We start from the raw sequence: 16218 nt of genomic DNA, 5'->3' as shown, positions 1-16218 counted from the left end.
AGTCCTACAACTCCTATGCCACAAAACAGGCATTCCTATTTTTTTCGCACCAAGTCCAACCTTACCGCTTGTACCTAGTTTTGAATTATGCAAATGTGGAGCTGTTAGGGCAGTGCTTCTGTCCTATCTGACGCGTCGCCCCGCTCTCCGCGGCAAGCAGCGCACGCTGGTTCGGCTGGACCGCTAGACGATAGCGGAAACGAACAGGCGGAGCTAAGATAGCTCGAATATGAGCGGCCATTTGGATGCAGCGCCGCTCCCCACGCATGGATGCACTTGTTCATCCGAGCCGTACCGAACGTACGACCCGATTGAGAAGTGCGCCCACTGAGGACCAAGACTGCATCCAGCGGGCCGGCACCGGCACCATCAGGATGCACACGACATAGCGAACCAAGCCCGGCAACGGGTACGATCAGACAGCGAGGATTAAGATATGGCCCCCCAGCAGAACGGACAATTTTCTCCGGTTGCAGCGAAAGCCAATACTCGCAAAACCCTGATCCTCGATGGCAAGCGCGTCCATAGCCGCCCGGAAGCCCAGGGTCTTTACGATCCCATGCAGGAACATGACGCCTGCGGCATCGGCATGATCGCCAACATCAAGAACAAGCCCAGCCACGAAGTGGTCGAAAAGGGTCTCGAAATCCTCGAGAACCTCGAGCACCGCGGTGCCGTGGGTGCCGATCCCCTGATGGGCGACGGCGCCGGCATCCTGGTGCAGACCCCGCACGCCTTCTTCCAGAAGGTGCTGCCCTTCGCCCTGCCCGAAAAGCACCACTACGCCGTGGTGATGGTCTTCTACCCCAACATCGTCGCGCTGCGCGATCGTTGCGCCGCTTCCGTCCGCGCCTGCCTCGAAAAGGAGGGCGTCACCCTCCTCGGCGAGCGCGTCGTCCCCACCGACAACAAGAAGCTCTCCACCGGCGTCATTGCCACCCAGCCGATCATCGAGCAGATGGTCATCGCCCGCCCCGAAGGCCTGACCCTCGACGAGTTCGAGCGCAAGCTGCTCATCGTGCGCAAGGTGATCTCCAACACCGTCTATGCCGAGGTTCCCGAGAGCAACGGCGACAACGGCTTCTATGTCGTCTCCATGTCGGCGCGCACGCTCGTCTACAAGGGCATGTTCCTCGCCGACCAGCTCGGCGCCTTCTATCCCGACCTCCACGACGAAGACTTCGAAAGCGCCATCGCCCTCGTGCACCAGCGCTTCTCGACCAACACTTTCCCAAGCTGGAAGCTGGCTCACCCCTACCGCATGACGACGCACAATGGTGAAATCAACACCATCCGCGGCAACGTCAACTGGATGGCAGCCCGCCAGGCTTCCGTGCACTCGAAGTATTTCGGCGACGACATCTCAAAAATCTGGCCGATCTCCTACGAGGGCCAGTCGGATACGGCTTGCTTTGACAACGCGCTCGAATTCCTCGTGCGCGGCGGCTATCCGCTGCCCCACGCAGCCATGATGCTGATCCCGGAAGCCTGGGCCGGCAATCCGCTGATGGATGAAAAGCGCCGCGCCTTCTACCAGTACCATGCTTCCCTCATGGAACCCTGGGATGGCCCCGCCGCCATGTCCCTTTCCGACGGCCGCTATGTCGTCGCGACGCTCGACCGCAACGGCCTCCGTCCGGCGCGCTACCTCGTCACCAAGGAAGGCCACGTGGTCCTCGCCTCGGAATCGGGCGTTCTTACAATTCCCGACGAGGACATCGTCGAGCGCTGGCGCCTGCAGCCGGGCCGCATGCTGCTCATCGATCTTGAGCAGGGCCGCATCATCTCCGATGAAGAGATCAAGGCGACCCTCGCGACCGCCAATCCCTATGCCGATTGGCTCGCCCGCACCCAGATCGTCTTGGAAGACCTGCCCGCCGTTGCCCCCAAGGCGCCGGAACCGACCGAGGCCCTCCTCGATCGTATGCAGGCCTTTGGCTATACCCAGGAAGACATCAAGCTCCTGATGGCGCCCATGGCCACCACCGGCCAGGAAGCCGTCGGCTCGATGGGCACGGACACGCCGATCTCGGCGCTCTCCAACAAGTCCAAGCTCCTCTATACCTATTTCAAGCAGAACTTCGCGCAGGTCACGAACCCGCCCATCGATCCGATCCGCGAGGAATCGGTGATGAGCCTCGTCTCCTTCATCGGTCCGCGTCCCAACCTCTTCGATCTCGAAGGTCTGTCCACGGTCAAGCGCCTCGAAGTGCGCCAGCCGATCCTGACCAACGAGGATCTCGAAAAGATCCGCGGCATCGGCGAGATCGAGACCAACCAGTTCAAGACCAAGACGCTCGACATCACCTACCCCGCCGCAAACGGCGCGGCAGGCATGGAAGCGGCCATTGACGCCCTTTGCCAGGCAGCGGAAGCCGCCGTGCGCGGCGAATACAACATCATCATCCTCTCCGATCGCCTGATCGCAGCGGATCGTCTTGATATCCCGACGCTGCTGGCGCTCGCCGCCGTGCACCACCACCTCATCCGCAAGGGGCTGCGCACCTCGACGGGTCTTGTGGTCGAAACCGGCGAAGCCCGCGAAATCCACCACTTCGCCATGCTGGCCGGCTACGGCGCCGAAGCCATCAACCCCTACCTCGCCTTCGAAGCGCTGCAGGCCCTCCACGCCGAAGGCAACTATCCCGAAGAAGTCTCGGCCGACGAAGTCGTCTACCGCTACATTAAGTCGGTCGGTAAGGGCCTCCTCAAGGTCATGTCCAAGATGGGCATTTCGACCTACCAGTCCTATTGCGGCGCCCAGATTTTCGACGCGGTCGGCCTAAACTCCGAATTTGTGAAGAAGTACTTCTTCGGCACCGCGACCTCGATCGAAGGCGTTGGCCTCGGCGAAGTCGCCGAGGAAACCGTACGCCGTCACGCCGAGGCTTTTGGTGACGATGCCGTCCTCAAGAAGTCGCTCGATGTCGGTGGCGAATATGCCTATCGCATCCGCGGCGAAAAGCATGCCTGGAGCCCGGATGTCGTCGCCGACCTCCAGCACGCCGTTCGCACTTTTGAAGAAAGCCCCGAAACCGCGCAGGACCGCTACAACAGCTTTGCCGAGCGCGTGAACTCGGGCGAAAACGGCTATCTCGCCATTCGCCACCTCTTCGACATCAAGCCGCTGGGCCCTGAAGTCCCGCTCGAAGAAGTCGAAAGCGCCGCCACAATCGTCAAGCGCTTCGTCACCGGCGCCATGTCCTTCGGCTCGATCAGCCGCGAGGCCCATACGACCCTGGCCATCGCCATGAACCGGATCGGCGGCAAGTCGAACACCGGCGAAGGCGGCGAAGAGCCCGATCGCTACAAGCCCCTGGCCGACGGTTCGCAGAACCCTCTGCGCTCCGCCATCAAGCAGGTTGCATCAGGCCGTTTCGGCGTCACGACCGAATATCTCGTCAATTCCGACCAGATCCAGATCAAGGTCGCCCAGGGTGCCAAGCCCGGCGAAGGCGGTCAGCTGCCCGGCCACAAGGTCGACTGGGTCGTCGCCAAGACGCGCCACTCGACCCCCGGCGTGGGCCTCATCTCCCCGCCGCCGCACCACGACATCTATTCGATCGAAGATCTCGCCCAGCTCATTTACGATCTCAAGAACGTCAATGAAGCTGCCGACATCTCCGTAAAACTAGTCTCGGAAATGGGCGTCGGCACGGTTGCGGCCGGCGTTGCCAAGGCACGCGCCGACCACATCACCATCTCCGGCTACGATGGCGGCACGGGCGCTTCGCCCCTGACCTCGCTCAAGCATGCCGGCGGCCCCTGGGAAATCGGCCTTGCCGAAACCCATCAAACCTTGGTCCTCAACCGCCTGCGCAGCCGTGTAAAGCTGCAGGTCGATGGCGGTCTCAAGACCGGTCGTGACGTTCTCATCGGAGCCCTGCTCGGCGCCGACGAATTCGGCTTCTCGACCGCGCCGCTGATCGCGGCCGGCTGCATCATGATGCGCAAGTGCCACCTCAACACCTGCCCGGTTGGCGTCGCCACCCAGGACCCGGTGCTGCGCAAGCGCTTCAAGGGCACGCCCGAACACGTCATCAACTACTTCTTCTTCATCGCCGAGGAACTGCGTGGCTTGATGGCATCCATGGGTGCCCGCACGCTCAACGAACTGGTCGGCCGTTCCGACCTCCTCGATCAGCGCCGCGCCGAAGGCCAGTGGAAGAGCGAAGGCATTGATCTGAGCAAGGTCTTCTACAAGCCCGAGCCGATTGGGGGCGATACGCTCTATCACTCGGAACTGCAGAACCATCACCTCGAAGCCGTGCTCGACCGCAAGCTGGTGGAACTCGCCAAGCCCGCTCTCGAAGAGGGCAAGCCAGTGCAGATCGAATTGCCGATCCGCAGCCGCGACCGCTCGGCCGGTGCCATGCTCTCTGGCGCCCTCGCCAAGAAGTATGGCCATGAAGGCCTGCCCGAAGACACCGTCTCGATCACCCTCCGTGGTACGGCAGGCCAGGCTTTTGGCGCTTTCCTCGCCAAGGGCATTTCCATAGACATGATCGGCGACGCCAATGACTATGTCGGCAAGGGGCTCTCGGGTGGCCGCATCGTCGTGCGTCCGTCCGACAAGGTGTCCTTCGATCCGACCAAGTCGATCATCGTCGGCAATACCGTTCTCTACGGCGCCATCAAGGGCGAGGCCTATTTCCGCGGCATCGCCGGCGAACGCTTCGCCGTGCGTAACTCGGGTGCCATCGCCGTTGTCGAAGGCACGGGTGACCACGGCTGCGAATACATGACTGGCGGCCTCGTCGTCGTCATCGGCCAGACCGGTCGCAACTTCGCAGCCGGCATGTCAGGTGGCGTGGCCTATGTCCTCGACGAGGACGAGACCTTCCGGTCGCGCTGCAACCTCGCCATGGTCGATCTCGAACCGGTGCAGGAAGAAGAAGAACTGATGCAAAAGCTCCACCACCATGGTGGAGACCTGGAATGGCATGGCCGTGTCGACATCTCTGGTGACATGACCAAGCACGACGACGAGCGCCTGCATCAGCTGATTTCGAACCACCTGCACTATACCGGTTCGACCAAGGCCAAGCAGATCCTCGACAACTGGGTCGAGATGCGCCCGAAATTCGTAAAAGTCATGCCGGTTGAATATCGCCGCGCCATCCTGGAGATGGAACGCAAGCGCTCGTCTGGCGCACACGTGGCTGCTGAGTAAGGAGAGAGCAAATGGGTAAGGTAACAGGCTTTCTCGAGATCGAACGCGAAGAACCGCGCTACGAACCGGCTTCCGACCGCATCCGTCACTTCGGTGAATTCACCATTCCGATGACGGAAGGCCGGATCGTCGACCAGGCGGCGCGCTGCATGGATTGCGGCATTCCGTTCTGCCATGGCGATACCGGCTGCCCGGTCCACAACCAGATCCCGGACTGGAACGACCTCGTCTACAACAACGATTGGGAAGAGGCGGCGCGCAACCTCCACTCGACCAACAATTTCCCTGAGTTCACCGGCCGCATCTGCCCCGCCCCCTGCGAGGAAGCTTGCACGCTGAACCTGGAAGACGTCCCGGTCGCCATCAAGACGGTCGAACAGGCCATCGCCGACAAGGCGATCCGTTCCGGCTGGATCAAGCCACAGCTGCCTGCGATCAAGACCGGCAAGAAGGTCGCCGTCGTGGGCTCCGGCCCGGCCGGCATGGCCGCGGCCCAGCAGCTGGCCCGCGCCGGTCATGAGGTTCACCTCTTCGAGCGTGAACCCAAGGCAGGCGGCCTCCTCCGCTATGGCATTCCCGACTTCAAGATGGAAAAGGAACACATCGACTTCCGCACCACACAGATGGAAGCCGAAGGTGTCACCTTCCACTATGGCGCCAATATCGGCGTCAACGTGCCGCTCTCCGATCTCCAGCGCGATCATGATGCCGTGCTGCTCTGCGGCGGCTCCGAACGTCCGCGTGAAGTCGACGTCGAAGGCCAGCAGTTCAACGGCGTTCACTACGCCATGCCCTTCCTCGTGCAGCAGAACCGTCGCGTCGGCTACGAAGACGTTTCCCACGAAGTCCAGCTCACCGCCGCCGGCAAGCATGTCGTCGTCGTTGGTGGTGGCGATACGGCCTCCGACTGCGTCGGCACCTCGTTCCGTCAGGGCGCCATCGCCGTGACCCAGCTCGACGTCCGCCCGATGCCGCCGGAACTGGAAAACAAGCTGACCAACTGGCCCAACTGGGCGGTCAAGATGCGCACCTCGTCCTCCCAGGCCGAAGGCGCCATCCGCGAGTTCTCCGCCGGCACCATGAAGATCATCGGCAATGCCGCCGGCGACGTCATCGGCGTCGAATGCGCCCGCGTCGATCGCAAGCGCCAGCCGATCCCCGGTTCGGAATTCATCATCAAGGCCGACCTCGTGCTCCTCGCCATCGGCTTTGCCGGCCCGGTGCACGACGGCATGCTGGCCGAACTCGGCGCCGACTACGACAAGCGCGGCAACCTCTTTGCCGACACCATGACTTACCGCACGACCAAGCCCAAGGTTTACGCCGCCGGCGACATGCGTCGTGGTCAGTCCCTGGTCGTCTGGGCCATCCGCGAAGGTCGCCAGGCCGCCCGCTCGATCGATTTCGATCTGATGGGCAAGACGGATCTGCCGAGGTAGTCACACCCACCATAGCGCGTCACCCTCGGGCTCGACCCGAGGGCTCTGCAATGAAAAACCCGGCGCCCTCGGATCACCTCCGGGGGCGTCCCCGTTCTGTGACCTATTCCGCCAGCCGCTACCCTCGATGCCAACAGTCTGCTAACAGTCTCGCGCTCGCGCTACTCGGACTCGCCATGACCCAAAAGCCCTACATCGTCGACGAACTGATCTCCGCCAAGGCCATCGCCGCCCGCGTCGAAGCCCTCGCAAAAGAGATCTCAACCCACTTCGCCGACACCGATAAACTCGTCGTCGTCGGGCTCCTGCGCGGCTCCTTCATCTTCATCGCCGACCTCGTCCGCGAACTCGACCTGCCCGTCGAAGTCGATTTCCTCGAAGCCTCTTCCTATGGAAATTCCATGGAATCGAGCCGGGAAGTGCGCATCCTCAAGGACTTGCGCGGCGAGATCGCCGGCCGCGATGTCCTTGTTGTAGAAGACATTATCGACACCGGACACACCCTCAAGCACGTCCTCGAAATCCTCGAAACCCGCCATCCCCGCCGCATGGAAGTCTGCGCCCTGCTCAGTAAACCGAGCCGCCGCGAGACCGACATCGAGGCCAAATGGCTGGGCTTTGAAATCCCCGACCGCTTCGTCGTCGGCTACGGCATCGACTACGCCCAGCGCAACCGCAACCTCCCCCATATCGGCGCCGTCCACTTCACCGAAGAAAATTCCTGAAGCCGCGGGACTAAATCTCTCCCCCCGGTGTTTGTCTCTATGCAGGCGCATCAAGCGCCTGCTGCGAGGAGACCAAACATGATGCTTCGTTCGCTTCTAGTCGGCGCAACCGCGCTGGCACTCATCGTCGCGCCGGCCTTTGCGGTCGACTATCTCGGCGGCGCCGTCAAATCCACTGACATCGGCGGCAAGATGGTGCTGACCGATGCCAATGGCATGACGCTCTACATCTTCGACAAGGACACGGCCGGCGTCACCAATTGTTACGACGACTGCGCCGTAAAGTGGCCGCCGCTCTTTGCCGATGCTGCGGCAACACCCGAGGGAGACTTTACCCTAGTCGAGCGCACCGACGGCACCAAAATGTGGGCCTATAAATCCATGCCGCTTTACTACTGGTACGAGGACAAGGCCCCCGGCGACATCTCGGGTGACGGCGTCGGCGACGTCTGGCATCTTGCCATCGAATAGAACCGAGGCCTGATTGATCGATATCCTGCACGAGATCGAGGCCGCGGTGCCGGCACTCAGGCGTTATGCGCGCGCGCTGACGCGTGACCTCGATCGTGCAGATGACCTCGTTCAGGACTGTCTCGAACGCGCCATCGCCAGACGCAGCCTTTTCCGGCCCAAGGGCCCCGTTCGCGCCTGGCTTTTCACCATTCTCGTCAACCTGCACCGCAACAACCTGCGCGGTGCGCGGCGGCGAGGCGATGTGGTAGATATCGAATCCATTCCCGAGCCATCCGTGCCGCCGCCGCAGCCCGGCCATCTGGCGCTGGCCGAACTTGACCGCGCCATTGGCACCCTGCCGCTCGAACAGAAGGAGGCCCTGCTGCTGGTAACTCTCGAAGGTCTTCCCTATGCCGAGGCAGCAACCATCCTCGACATTCCGCTCGGCACGCTGATGAGCCGGCTGGGCCGCGCCCGCGCTGCGCTCAGGACGCTCACCGGCATTCCCTCCGAACCGCATTTGAGAACCGTCAAATGAGCGATGTGACCCGCGACCAGCTGATGGCCCATGCCGATGGCTCCCTCTCTGCAGAAGAGAGCGCGGCAATGGATGCCTGGCTCGCCGAGCGCCCGGAGGCTGCCGCCGAGGTCGCCCGCATGCAGCGCCAGACGGACGCCATTCGCACCCTCTATGCGCCCGTTGCAGCCGAGCCGATACCGCCGCGCCTGTCGGTCGAGCGGTTGCGCCAGTCCGGCGAAAAGCGCCGCGGCCGCCTGTGGATCAAGGCTGCTGCCGCCGTCTTCCTGATCGGTCTTGGCCTTGGCGCGGGCTGGCTGCTGCGCGGCCAGATGCAGACGTCAGGCATTGCCGATCGCCTCATCGCCGACGCCGTCAGCGCCCACACCGTCTATGTGCTGGAAAACCGCCACGCCGTGGAAGTGAATGGCGCCGATAGCGAGCACCTGTCCTCCTGGCTCTCCAACCGGCTACAGACAACACTCGCCATGCCCGACCTCAGCGCCTCGGGCCTCAACTTCCTCGGGGGGCGCCTGCTGCCCGCCCCCAATGTGCCCGGCGGACGCGCCGCCCAGCTCATGTATGAGGACGCGGCCGGCGCCCGTTTGACGCTTTACGTGACGCCCTCGCCCGGCCCCGATACGCCAAGCTACGAACTGGCCAATCTCGGCCTCGATACGGCGCTCTTCTGGGCCGATGCCGCAATCAGCTGCACCATCACCGCCCCCTATCCGGCCGAAAAGCTGCAATCCATTGCCCGCACGGTCTTTTCGCAGCTCAATCCGACCTTGACGGACTACCGCACCTGAAAAGCAAAAGGCCGGGTCACCCCGGCCTTTTCGTTTCCTATGCCGCCTTGGCAGCAGCCTTGCGCAGGCGTCGCCGCTCTTCGCGGCGTTCCATTTCCACCTTGGGATCGGGCACCGGCACCGAAGCGATCAGGCGCTTGGTATAATCGTGGTGCGGGTCCATGGTCACCTGCTCGGCCTCGCCGATCTCAACGACTTCGCCGAAATAGAGCACCATGATGCGCTGGGCGATGTGCCGGACGACGGCGATGTCGTGCGAGATGAACAGCAGCGAAATGCCCAGTTCCTTCTGCAGGTCCATCAGCAGGTTGACCACCTGCGCGCGGATCGACACGTCGAGCGCCGACACGGCCTCGTCGCAGATGATCAGCTTGGGATTGGTGATCAACGCCCGCGCAATGCCGATACGCTGGCACTGCCCGCCCGAAAATTCGTGCGGATACTTGTTGATCATGGTGGGCAGGAGGCCAACCTTCTGCATCATCTCGGCGACCCGAACCGCCCGCTCGGCCTTGCCGATATTGGGCATATGGATCTTGAGCGGCTCGGCAATGATGTCGCCGGCCGTCATGCGCGGATTGAGCGAAGCCAGCGGATCCTGAAAGATCATCTGGATATCCTTGCGCAGGTCCAGAAGCTCGTTCGAGTTCATCTTCTGGATATCGCGCCCGAGCCACACAGCTTCGCCCGCGGTCGCCGGAAGCAGCCGGATAATCGCACGCGACAGCGTGGACTTGCCACAACCGCTCTCGCCCACAATGCCCAGCGTCTCGCCCTGGTAGAGGTCGAAGGACACGCCCTTGACTGCACGCAGGATCTTCTTGCCGCCAAAAAGACCATTCGAGCCGAGGGTGAATTCCACGGCCAGGTCACGGACTTTGAGAATGGGTTCTCTTGTCTCGATCATGCTTCACCCTTTGCGGCCATGAATTCGTAGGAAACGGTCGAGAGGCGGTCCACCTTCTTGTCGAGGCGCGGCACCGCCGCGAGCAACCCTTGCGTATAGGGATGTTCGGGCTTGTCGAAGATGTCGGCGGTCTTGCGATATTCCATCACGCGTCCGTCGAACATCACGAGCGTGTCTTCGCAGGTGCCCGCCACAATCCCGAGATCGTGGGTGATGAGGATGATCGCGGTGTTGAAATCTTCCTGCAGGTCGACGAGCAGATCGATGATCTCAGCCTGAACGGTCACGTCGAGTGCCGTCGTCGGTTCGTCGGCTATAAGAAGTTCGGGGCTGCAGAGCAGCGCCATGGCGATCATCACGCGCTGGCGCATACCGCCCGAAAACTCGTGCGGATACATGTGCACGCGGTTTTTCGCATCGGGAATGCGCACCGCGTCGAGCATGCGGATGCTCTCCGCCAGGGCGGCGCTGTTGCTCATGCCACGGTGCAGTTCCAGCACTTCCGTCATCTGGCGCGAAATGCGCAGATACGGATTGAGCGAGGTCATCGGGTCCTGGAAAATGATCCCGATGCGCTCGGCGCGATAGGACCTCAACTCCCTGGTCGGAAGGTTGAGGATTTCCTTGCCGTCGAACATGACCGAGCCCGAGGCCCGGCCATTCTTGGGCAAGAGCCCCATCAGCGCGAAAGCACCCTGGGTCTTGCCCGAGCCGCTTTCGCCCACGATGGCGAGCGTCTTGCCCTTTTCGAGCGTGTAGCTGAGATCCTTCACGGCATGGACGGGGCCGTCATGCGTGAGGAAGTCGATCTTGAGATTTTTGACTTCTAGCAGTGCCATGTCTGTGCCTCCTTACCGGTCTTTCGGGTCAAGCGCGTCGCGCAGACCGTCGCCGATATAGGTGAGGCAGAGCAGCAGCGTGACGAGCACGGCTGCCGGTCCCAACAGCATCCAGGGCAGCACTTCCGCCACCGGCGCACCGGCGGAGATCAGCGTACCCAGGGACGTCTGCGGTTCCTGCACACCAAGACCGAGATAGGAAAGGAAGCTTTCCGCGATGATGATCTCGGGGATTGTCAAAGTGGCATAGATCACGACGGGCCCTGAGAGATTGGGCACGATGTGGCGCATAATGATGGCAAAGGGCTTTGCACCGCTGGCCCGCGCCGCTTCGATGAATTCCTTCTCCTTGATGGAGAGGGTCTGCCCACGCACGATACGCGCCATGGTCAGCCATTCGATGGCGCCGATACCGACGAAGAGCAGCACCGGATTGCGCCCGAACATCACCACGAGAATGATGACGAAGAGGATGTAGGGCAGAGCATACATCACGTCGACGAAGCGCATCATTAGCGAGTCGACACGACCGCCAAAATAGCCCGATACGGCGCCATAGACGACGCCAATGGTGACCGAAACCACGGTGGCCACCGCCGCCACGATCAGGCTCATCTGCGTGCCCTGCAGGACGCGGGCAAGCATGTCGCGACCGTTCTGGTCAGTGCCAAGGTAGTGGCCCTTGTCGAAATCAGGCGGCTTGCGGATGGAGGTCCAGTCGACTTCCGAATAGCCCCACGGCACGAAATAGGGGCCGATGAAAGCAACGAGGATGATCAGGACGACAATCCCGATCGAAACGACCGCGGCCTTGTTCTTGGAGAGGCGTCTCAAGGCGTCCTGGGTCAGCGAACGGCCCTTGGGCGCGTCGAGAACGGCCAGCTTGTTGGCGTAGTCCGTCAGGACCTGGTCTTTACCGGTAAGGCCGGGCATCAGCGATACCTCACCTTGGGATCGAGCCAGGCATAGACGAGGTCGACGAGGAGATTGAGGGCGAGAATGATAAACATGTAGAGGATCGTCGTGCCGAGCACGATGCCATAGTCGCGGTTGAGCGCGGCGGTCACGAAGTACTTGCCGATACCGGGAAGGCCAAAGATCTGCTCAACGGCCAGCGAGCCGGTGAGGAGATAGGAAAGGCCTGGTCCGAGATAGGAAACAACGGGCAGGAGCGCGGGCTTGATAGCGTGACGCGCCAGAACCAGCCGTTCGCCAAGCCCCTTGGCGCGCGCGGTGCGCACATAGTTGGACCCCAGGACTTCGATCATCGAGCCGCGCATGAGCCGGCTGATACGCGCCGCATGCGGCCAGGCGAGCACTGTCACCGGCAGGATCAGATGGGCAATCGACCCGGAAACCCAGCCACCCGCCGGCAGCCAGCGCAGATGCACGGCAAAGCCGAGCTGCAGCAGGGCGGCATTGAGGAAGTTGGGAATGACCACGCCGATCATCACGATCAGCACCAGCACGTAATCGGGCCACTTGTTCTGGTTCACCGCTGCAATGATGCCGGCGACGATACCGATGGCCGTGGCAATCACGAAGGCATAGAGCGCCAGGGTCAGCGTGAAGGGGAAGCCGATGCGGATCAGGTCCGCCACGCGGAAACCGTCGATCACCATCGAGGGACCCAGATCCCCCTGCAGCAGCCGCCCCACATAGATGAAGTACTGCATGATCAGTGGCTGATCGAGATTGTAATGGGCGCGCAGGTTGGCCAGCACGGTCGGCGGCAGGGCGCGTTCGCCATCGAAGGGGCCACCGGGCGCCAGGCGAAGAATGAAGAAACAGACTGTAACGGCGATCAGTGCAATCGGAATAGCCGAAAGCACGCGCCGGAAGGCATAGGCCAACATGTGTTAGGACTCCTAGGCCGAAGCGCCGGAAACGGAAAGGCCGGAGGGCGCTATACGGCAAAAGAACCGTGGGGGCTCAGGGCCCCCACGATCTCATTCTATCCGCTTATTCCGACTTCGAGAGCCAGCGGGTACGGAAGATGTTCTTGGCGTTCTCTTCGAAGCCCGAGATCTTCGGCGACACGACGTCCTTGGACACGTACCAGTAGATCGGGATCGCAGCGAATTCGTCCATGGCGATCTTTTCGGCCTGGGCGAGGAGTTCGCCGCGGGCAGCCAGATCGAGTTCGGTCGAAGCCTGGGTCATCAGGCCATCGAACTCTTCGTTCGAATAACGGCCGTAGTTGTTGCCCCAGTTCATCGTACCGGCCTGGTCAACGCCGGTCTTCAGCAGGTCGAGCGTGTTGGACGGATCCGAGTAGTCGAGCAGCCAGCCGGCACGGCCGACCTGGAAGTCACCGGCGCGCAGTGCGTCATAGTGCACGGCGGTTTCGGCGTTGAACAGCTCAACCTTCACACCAAGCGGTTCCCACATGGCGGCAATCGCCACGGCGATACGCTGGTGGTTGTCGTTGGTGTTGTAGCGCAGCTGCAGGGTCAGTGGCTTGTCCGGGCCATAACCGGCTTCGGTCATGAGTTCCTTGGCATGGGCAACACGGTCTTCATAGGGAACGGAAGCCCATTCCGGCGCATAGGCGCTGTCGACATAGTTGTTGGTACCGGGCGGGACCCAGCCATAGGCCGGCAGTTCGCCGGTGCCGAGGATATCGGGCCCGATGACTTCACGCACGATGGTGGTCGAGAGCGCTTCGCGGATACGAATATCGGCGAGCGGCTGACCTTCTTCCTGGTTCATCACGTAGTAGTAGACGCCGAGGAACGGCACCACGTGAGCTTCGCCCGGCAGGTTGTCCTGCAGCCACTGATACTGGTCAGCGGGGAAGTCGGTCAGGATGTCGAATTCACCCGCGCGGTAGCGGTTGAGCGCTGCGGCCTGGTCTTCGAGCACGTGGTAGAAGACTTCGTCGATCTTGACGTTGGCGGCATCGTAATAGTCAGCGTTCTTTTCCGAACGGACATAGGAGCCCGGCAGCCATTCCTTGATCAGGTACGGGCCGTTGCCGACGATGTTTTCCACCTTGGTCCACTCGTCGCCGAGCTTTTCAACCAGATGCTTCGGAACCGGATAAGCGGTGTAGTGGGTCAGCGCGTCGAGGAAGAACGGGGTCGGCGCTTCGAGGGTGATTTCGAGCGTCGTGTCGTCGATGGCCTTGACGCCGAGTTCGTTGAGATCGGTGATCTCGCCGGCATTGATGGCGGCCGAGTTCTTGATCGGGAACTGCAGGTAAGCGTAGTCGGCAGCAGTCTTGGGATCAAACAGGCGCTGGAAGGCGAAGACGAAGTCGCCGGCGGTCACCGGAGTGCCATCGGACCACTGAATGCCATCACGCAGCTTGAAGGTGTAGACCGTACCGTCTTCCGAAATTTCCCAGCTTTCGGCCTGGCCCGGAATGGCTTCAGCCTTGGCGTTCTCCGTAAGAAGACCCTCGATATAGTCGCCGATAACGCGGTTTTCCCAGTCGCCGGAGGCCTTGTGCGGATCCAGCGTACCCGGATCGCCACCATTGTGGAGCTGCAGCGTCACGGCGGAAGCCGCCGTCGACATCATCAGCGCCATGGCGCCGGCAGTCGCAATCGCCTTAAAGGCTGTGGTGAACTTCATTCTCGTCCCATCTCCTTGTGGAATTCTTGAGCTTGTTGACCCGCATGTTTGCCCATGCGGCCCCACCCCTTACGCAAAGGGTTTGTCCCTTCGGTCAAGATTGCTGGACGGTATCTTGCAAAAGCGTCCACTGACAAGCAAAACATTGACCTAAGCGTAAACGTGCGACCTTTTGTTAACATCTCGGAAGGGATGGCAAGGCTTTCCACTTCACATTTGTTTGGCAGCAGCACTTTCCCCAAACCAGCCGCCAAACGAAAAAGCACCGCTGCGTGGGACGCAGCGATGCCTGTGAATTGTTCGTGGGGCGAATTGGCGCAGGCCGTCAGCCCATAAGGCCGGCTTGCTGGACGAAATAAATAACCAGCGCCAGACCCAGCAACACCGCAAAGGGCAGCCAGTTCGGCATCGGCCCTCTTGGCGGCTTGGGCTGTGGCGGTTCGGGCTTTTTCGGGGGGACCCGGAATTTTACGACATTGTCACTCATGCCGCACTTTCTACCAGCGCCGCGACGCCCATGCCACCCGCCGTGCACACCGAAATCAGCGCTCTTTTGTTTGCCTGTTCGGACAGCAGTTTTGCGGTCACGCCCAGGATGCGCGCGCCGGTCGCAGCGAAGGGGTGTCCATAGGCAAGGCTCGAGCCCTTCACATTGATCTTGGCGGGATCGATCTCGCCCAAGACGGCATCGCGCCCCAAGACGTCCTTGCAGTAGGTCGGATCCTTCCACGCCTTCAGCGTGCACAACACCTGCGCCGCAAAAGCCTCGTGCAGCTCAAAGTAGTCGATATCGGCAAAGCCGAGCCCGGCGCGCTGAAGCATTTCCGACACTGCAATAGTCGGCGCCATGAGCAGACCTTCGCCATGCGCAAAATCATTGCCCGCGACACGCCCCACCGTCAGATAGGCGAGGATCGGCAACCCGCGCGCCTTGGCCCATTCTTCGCTCGCCAGCAGCACACTCGAAGCGCCATCGGTCAGCGGCGTCGAATTGCCTGCCGTCAGCGTGCCATGGCCCGAAGACTTGTCGAAAGCGGGCTTGAGCGTCGACATCTTGTCGAGATTGCTGTCGGCACGAACATTGTTGTCCCGAACCAGCCCCGCGCACTGGACGAGCAGGTCATCATGGAAACCCTCGTCATAGGCTTTTGCCGCATTCTGATGGCTCGCCACCGCCAGCTCGTCCTGCGCCCGGCGCGAAATGCCCCATTCGCGGGCCATCAATTCGCAATGCTGGCCCATGGACATGCCAGTGCGCGGCTCATTGACCGAGGGAGCGACCGGCGTCAGCTCACCAAAGGAAAAGCCCTTGGTGAAAGCCTTGATCTTTTGACCTGTCGTCTTGGCCGCATTGGCGTTGAGCAAACGGTGTTGGAATTTCGGGCCAAAGACGATGGGACTATCCGAAACCGTATCGGACCCCGCGGCAATGCCGCTATCGATCTGCCCCGAAGCAATCTTGCCGGCCAGCACCAAGGCCGCCTGCAGGCTCGTGCCGCACGCAATCTGCAGCGTCGTCCCCGGCGTGCGCGGCGAGAAACCGGCATCGAGCAGGGCTTCGCGGGCAATGTTGAAATCACGCGAATGGTTGATCACCGCCCCGGCAATCACCTCATCCACTTTTTCTCCCTTGAGCCCATACTTGTCGGCAAGACCGCCAAGGGTCGTCGCCAGCATGGAGAGATTGGTTTCATCCGCATAGGCAGTGCCACCGCGGGCAAAGGGAATGCGAGCCGAGCCGACAATGGCAACGCGCTTGAGTTCAGTCATTCTTTTG

At 61.7% G+C, this 16218-nt stretch carries 13 protein-coding genes; 6 read left to right on the top strand and 7 right to left on the bottom strand.

The window, feature by feature from the left end; all coding sequences use genetic code 11:
* Positions 1–436: 436 nt before the first annotated feature.
* The 6 genes from gltB to ACSQ2A_RS07615 all read left to right on the top strand — a co-directional run bounded on the left by gltB (position 437) and on the right by ACSQ2A_RS07615 (position 9116).
* Positions 437–5173: a glutamate synthase large subunit gene (gltB, locus tag ACSQ2A_RS07640; RefSeq protein ID WP_436071731.1), complete on the top strand. Its 4737-nt coding sequence runs from the start codon at positions 437–439 to the stop codon at positions 5171–5173.
* Between the two features lie 11 nt (positions 5174–5184).
* Complete coding sequence (locus ACSQ2A_RS07635; protein ID WP_436071730.1) at positions 5185–6612, top strand: glutamate synthase subunit beta; 1428 nt, start codon at positions 5185–5187, stop codon at positions 6610–6612.
* A gap of 176 nt (positions 6613–6788) precedes the next feature.
* Positions 6789–7337: a hypoxanthine phosphoribosyltransferase gene (gene hpt / locus ACSQ2A_RS07630; protein WP_436071729.1), complete on the top strand. Its 549-nt coding sequence runs from the start codon at positions 6789–6791 to the stop codon at positions 7335–7337.
* 78 nt (positions 7338–7415) lie between these two features.
* Positions 7416–7808, top strand: coding sequence for a COG4315 family predicted lipoprotein (locus tag ACSQ2A_RS07625; RefSeq protein ID WP_436071728.1), 393 nt, complete (start codon positions 7416–7418; stop codon positions 7806–7808).
* A gap of 13 nt (positions 7809–7821) precedes the next feature.
* Positions 7822–8328 carry a sigma-70 family RNA polymerase sigma factor gene (locus ACSQ2A_RS07620; RefSeq protein WP_436071727.1) on the top strand — a complete coding sequence of 169 codons (507 nt, stop codon included), beginning with the start codon at positions 7822–7824 and terminating at the stop codon, positions 8326–8328.
* Positions 8325–9116, top strand: a complete 792-nt coding sequence (locus ACSQ2A_RS07615; RefSeq protein ID WP_436071726.1) for an anti-sigma factor family protein — start codon at positions 8325–8327, stop codon at positions 9114–9116. The genes ACSQ2A_RS07620 and ACSQ2A_RS07615 overlap by 4 nt, the downstream gene beginning before the upstream one ends.
* 37 nt (positions 9117–9153) lie before the next feature.
* On the opposite strand, the gene ACSQ2A_RS07610 is transcribed toward ACSQ2A_RS07615, so the two are convergent.
* The 7 genes from ACSQ2A_RS07610 to ACSQ2A_RS07580 form a co-directional block, all read right to left on the bottom strand.
* The gene (locus ACSQ2A_RS07610) at positions 9154–10023 is read right to left on the bottom strand and encodes an ABC transporter ATP-binding protein (RefSeq protein WP_295414519.1); all 870 of its coding nucleotides are present in this window, start codon (positions 10021–10023) and stop codon (positions 9154–9156) included.
* Positions 10020–10862, bottom strand: coding sequence for an ATP-binding cassette domain-containing protein (locus tag ACSQ2A_RS07605; RefSeq protein WP_295414521.1), 843 nt, complete (start codon positions 10860–10862; stop codon positions 10020–10022). Before ACSQ2A_RS07605 ends, ACSQ2A_RS07610 begins: the two co-directional genes overlap by 4 nt.
* Positions 10863–10874: 12 nt before the next feature.
* Positions 10875–11795 (bottom strand): ABC transporter permease, encoded by a 921-nt coding sequence (locus ACSQ2A_RS07600; protein ID WP_295414523.1) that lies wholly within the window; start codon positions 11793–11795, stop codon positions 10875–10877.
* Positions 11795–12718: an ABC transporter permease subunit gene (locus tag ACSQ2A_RS07595; protein ID WP_295414526.1), complete on the bottom strand. Its 924-nt coding sequence runs from the start codon at positions 12716–12718 to the stop codon at positions 11795–11797. Before ACSQ2A_RS07595 ends, ACSQ2A_RS07600 begins: the two co-directional genes overlap by 1 nt.
* A 106-nt stretch (positions 12719–12824) precedes the next feature.
* Complete coding sequence (locus ACSQ2A_RS07590; RefSeq protein ID WP_436071725.1) at positions 12825–14441, bottom strand: peptide ABC transporter substrate-binding protein; 1617 nt, start codon at positions 14439–14441, stop codon at positions 12825–12827.
* Between the two features lie 325 nt (positions 14442–14766).
* On the bottom strand, positions 14767–14928 hold the full coding sequence (locus ACSQ2A_RS07585; RefSeq protein ID WP_295414529.1) for a hypothetical protein: 162 nt from the start codon (positions 14926–14928) through the stop codon (positions 14767–14769).
* Complete coding sequence (locus ACSQ2A_RS07580; RefSeq protein ID WP_436071724.1) at positions 14925–16211, bottom strand: acetyl-CoA C-acetyltransferase; 1287 nt, start codon at positions 16209–16211, stop codon at positions 14925–14927. The genes ACSQ2A_RS07585 and ACSQ2A_RS07580 overlap by 4 nt, the downstream gene beginning before the upstream one ends.
* Positions 16212–16218 lie beyond the last annotated feature (7 nt).

Source organism: Devosia sp. LjRoot3 (genome assembly GCF_964252865.1).
GTDB lineage: Bacteria > Pseudomonadota > Alphaproteobacteria > Rhizobiales > Devosiaceae > Devosia.
The sequence above is the reverse complement of the archived record's forward strand: the minus strand, read 5'-3'. Positions and strand labels throughout refer to the sequence as shown.

What these genes read in the sequence shown, in the direction of transcription:
- ACSQ2A_RS07580 (WP_436071724.1), bottom strand. Translation starts at nt 16,211, where the DNA reads ATGACTGAACTCAAGCGCGTTGCCATTGTCGGCTCGGCTCGCATTCCC.
- ACSQ2A_RS07625 (WP_436071728.1), top strand. Translation starts at nt 7,416, where the DNA reads ATGATGCTTCGTTCGCTTCTAGTCGGCGCAACCGCGCTGGCACTCATC.
- hpt (WP_436071729.1), top strand. Translation starts at nt 6,789, where the DNA reads ATGACCCAAAAGCCCTACATCGTCGACGAACTGATCTCCGCCAAGGCC.
- ACSQ2A_RS07590 (WP_436071725.1), bottom strand. Translation starts at nt 14,441, where the DNA reads ATGAAGTTCACCACAGCCTTTAAGGCGATTGCGACTGCCGGCGCCATG.
- ACSQ2A_RS07595 (WP_295414526.1), bottom strand. Translation starts at nt 12,718, where the DNA reads ATGTTGGCCTATGCCTTCCGGCGCGTGCTTTCGGCTATTCCGATTGCA.
- gltB (WP_436071731.1), top strand. Translation starts at nt 437, where the DNA reads ATGGCCCCCCAGCAGAACGGACAATTTTCTCCGGTTGCAGCGAAAGCC.
- ACSQ2A_RS07585 (WP_295414529.1), bottom strand. Translation starts at nt 14,928, where the DNA reads ATGAGTGACAATGTCGTAAAATTCCGGGTCCCCCCGAAAAAGCCCGAA.
- ACSQ2A_RS07615 (WP_436071726.1), top strand. Translation starts at nt 8,325, where the DNA reads ATGAGCGATGTGACCCGCGACCAGCTGATGGCCCATGCCGATGGCTCC.
- ACSQ2A_RS07600 (WP_295414523.1), bottom strand. Translation starts at nt 11,795, where the DNA reads ATGCCCGGCCTTACCGGTAAAGACCAGGTCCTGACGGACTACGCCAAC.
- ACSQ2A_RS07605 (WP_295414521.1), bottom strand. Translation starts at nt 10,862, where the DNA reads ATGGCACTGCTAGAAGTCAAAAATCTCAAGATCGACTTCCTCACGCAT.
- ACSQ2A_RS07635 (WP_436071730.1), top strand. Translation starts at nt 5,185, where the DNA reads ATGGGTAAGGTAACAGGCTTTCTCGAGATCGAACGCGAAGAACCGCGC.
- ACSQ2A_RS07610 (WP_295414519.1), bottom strand. Translation starts at nt 10,023, where the DNA reads ATGATCGAGACAAGAGAACCCATTCTCAAAGTCCGTGACCTGGCCGTG.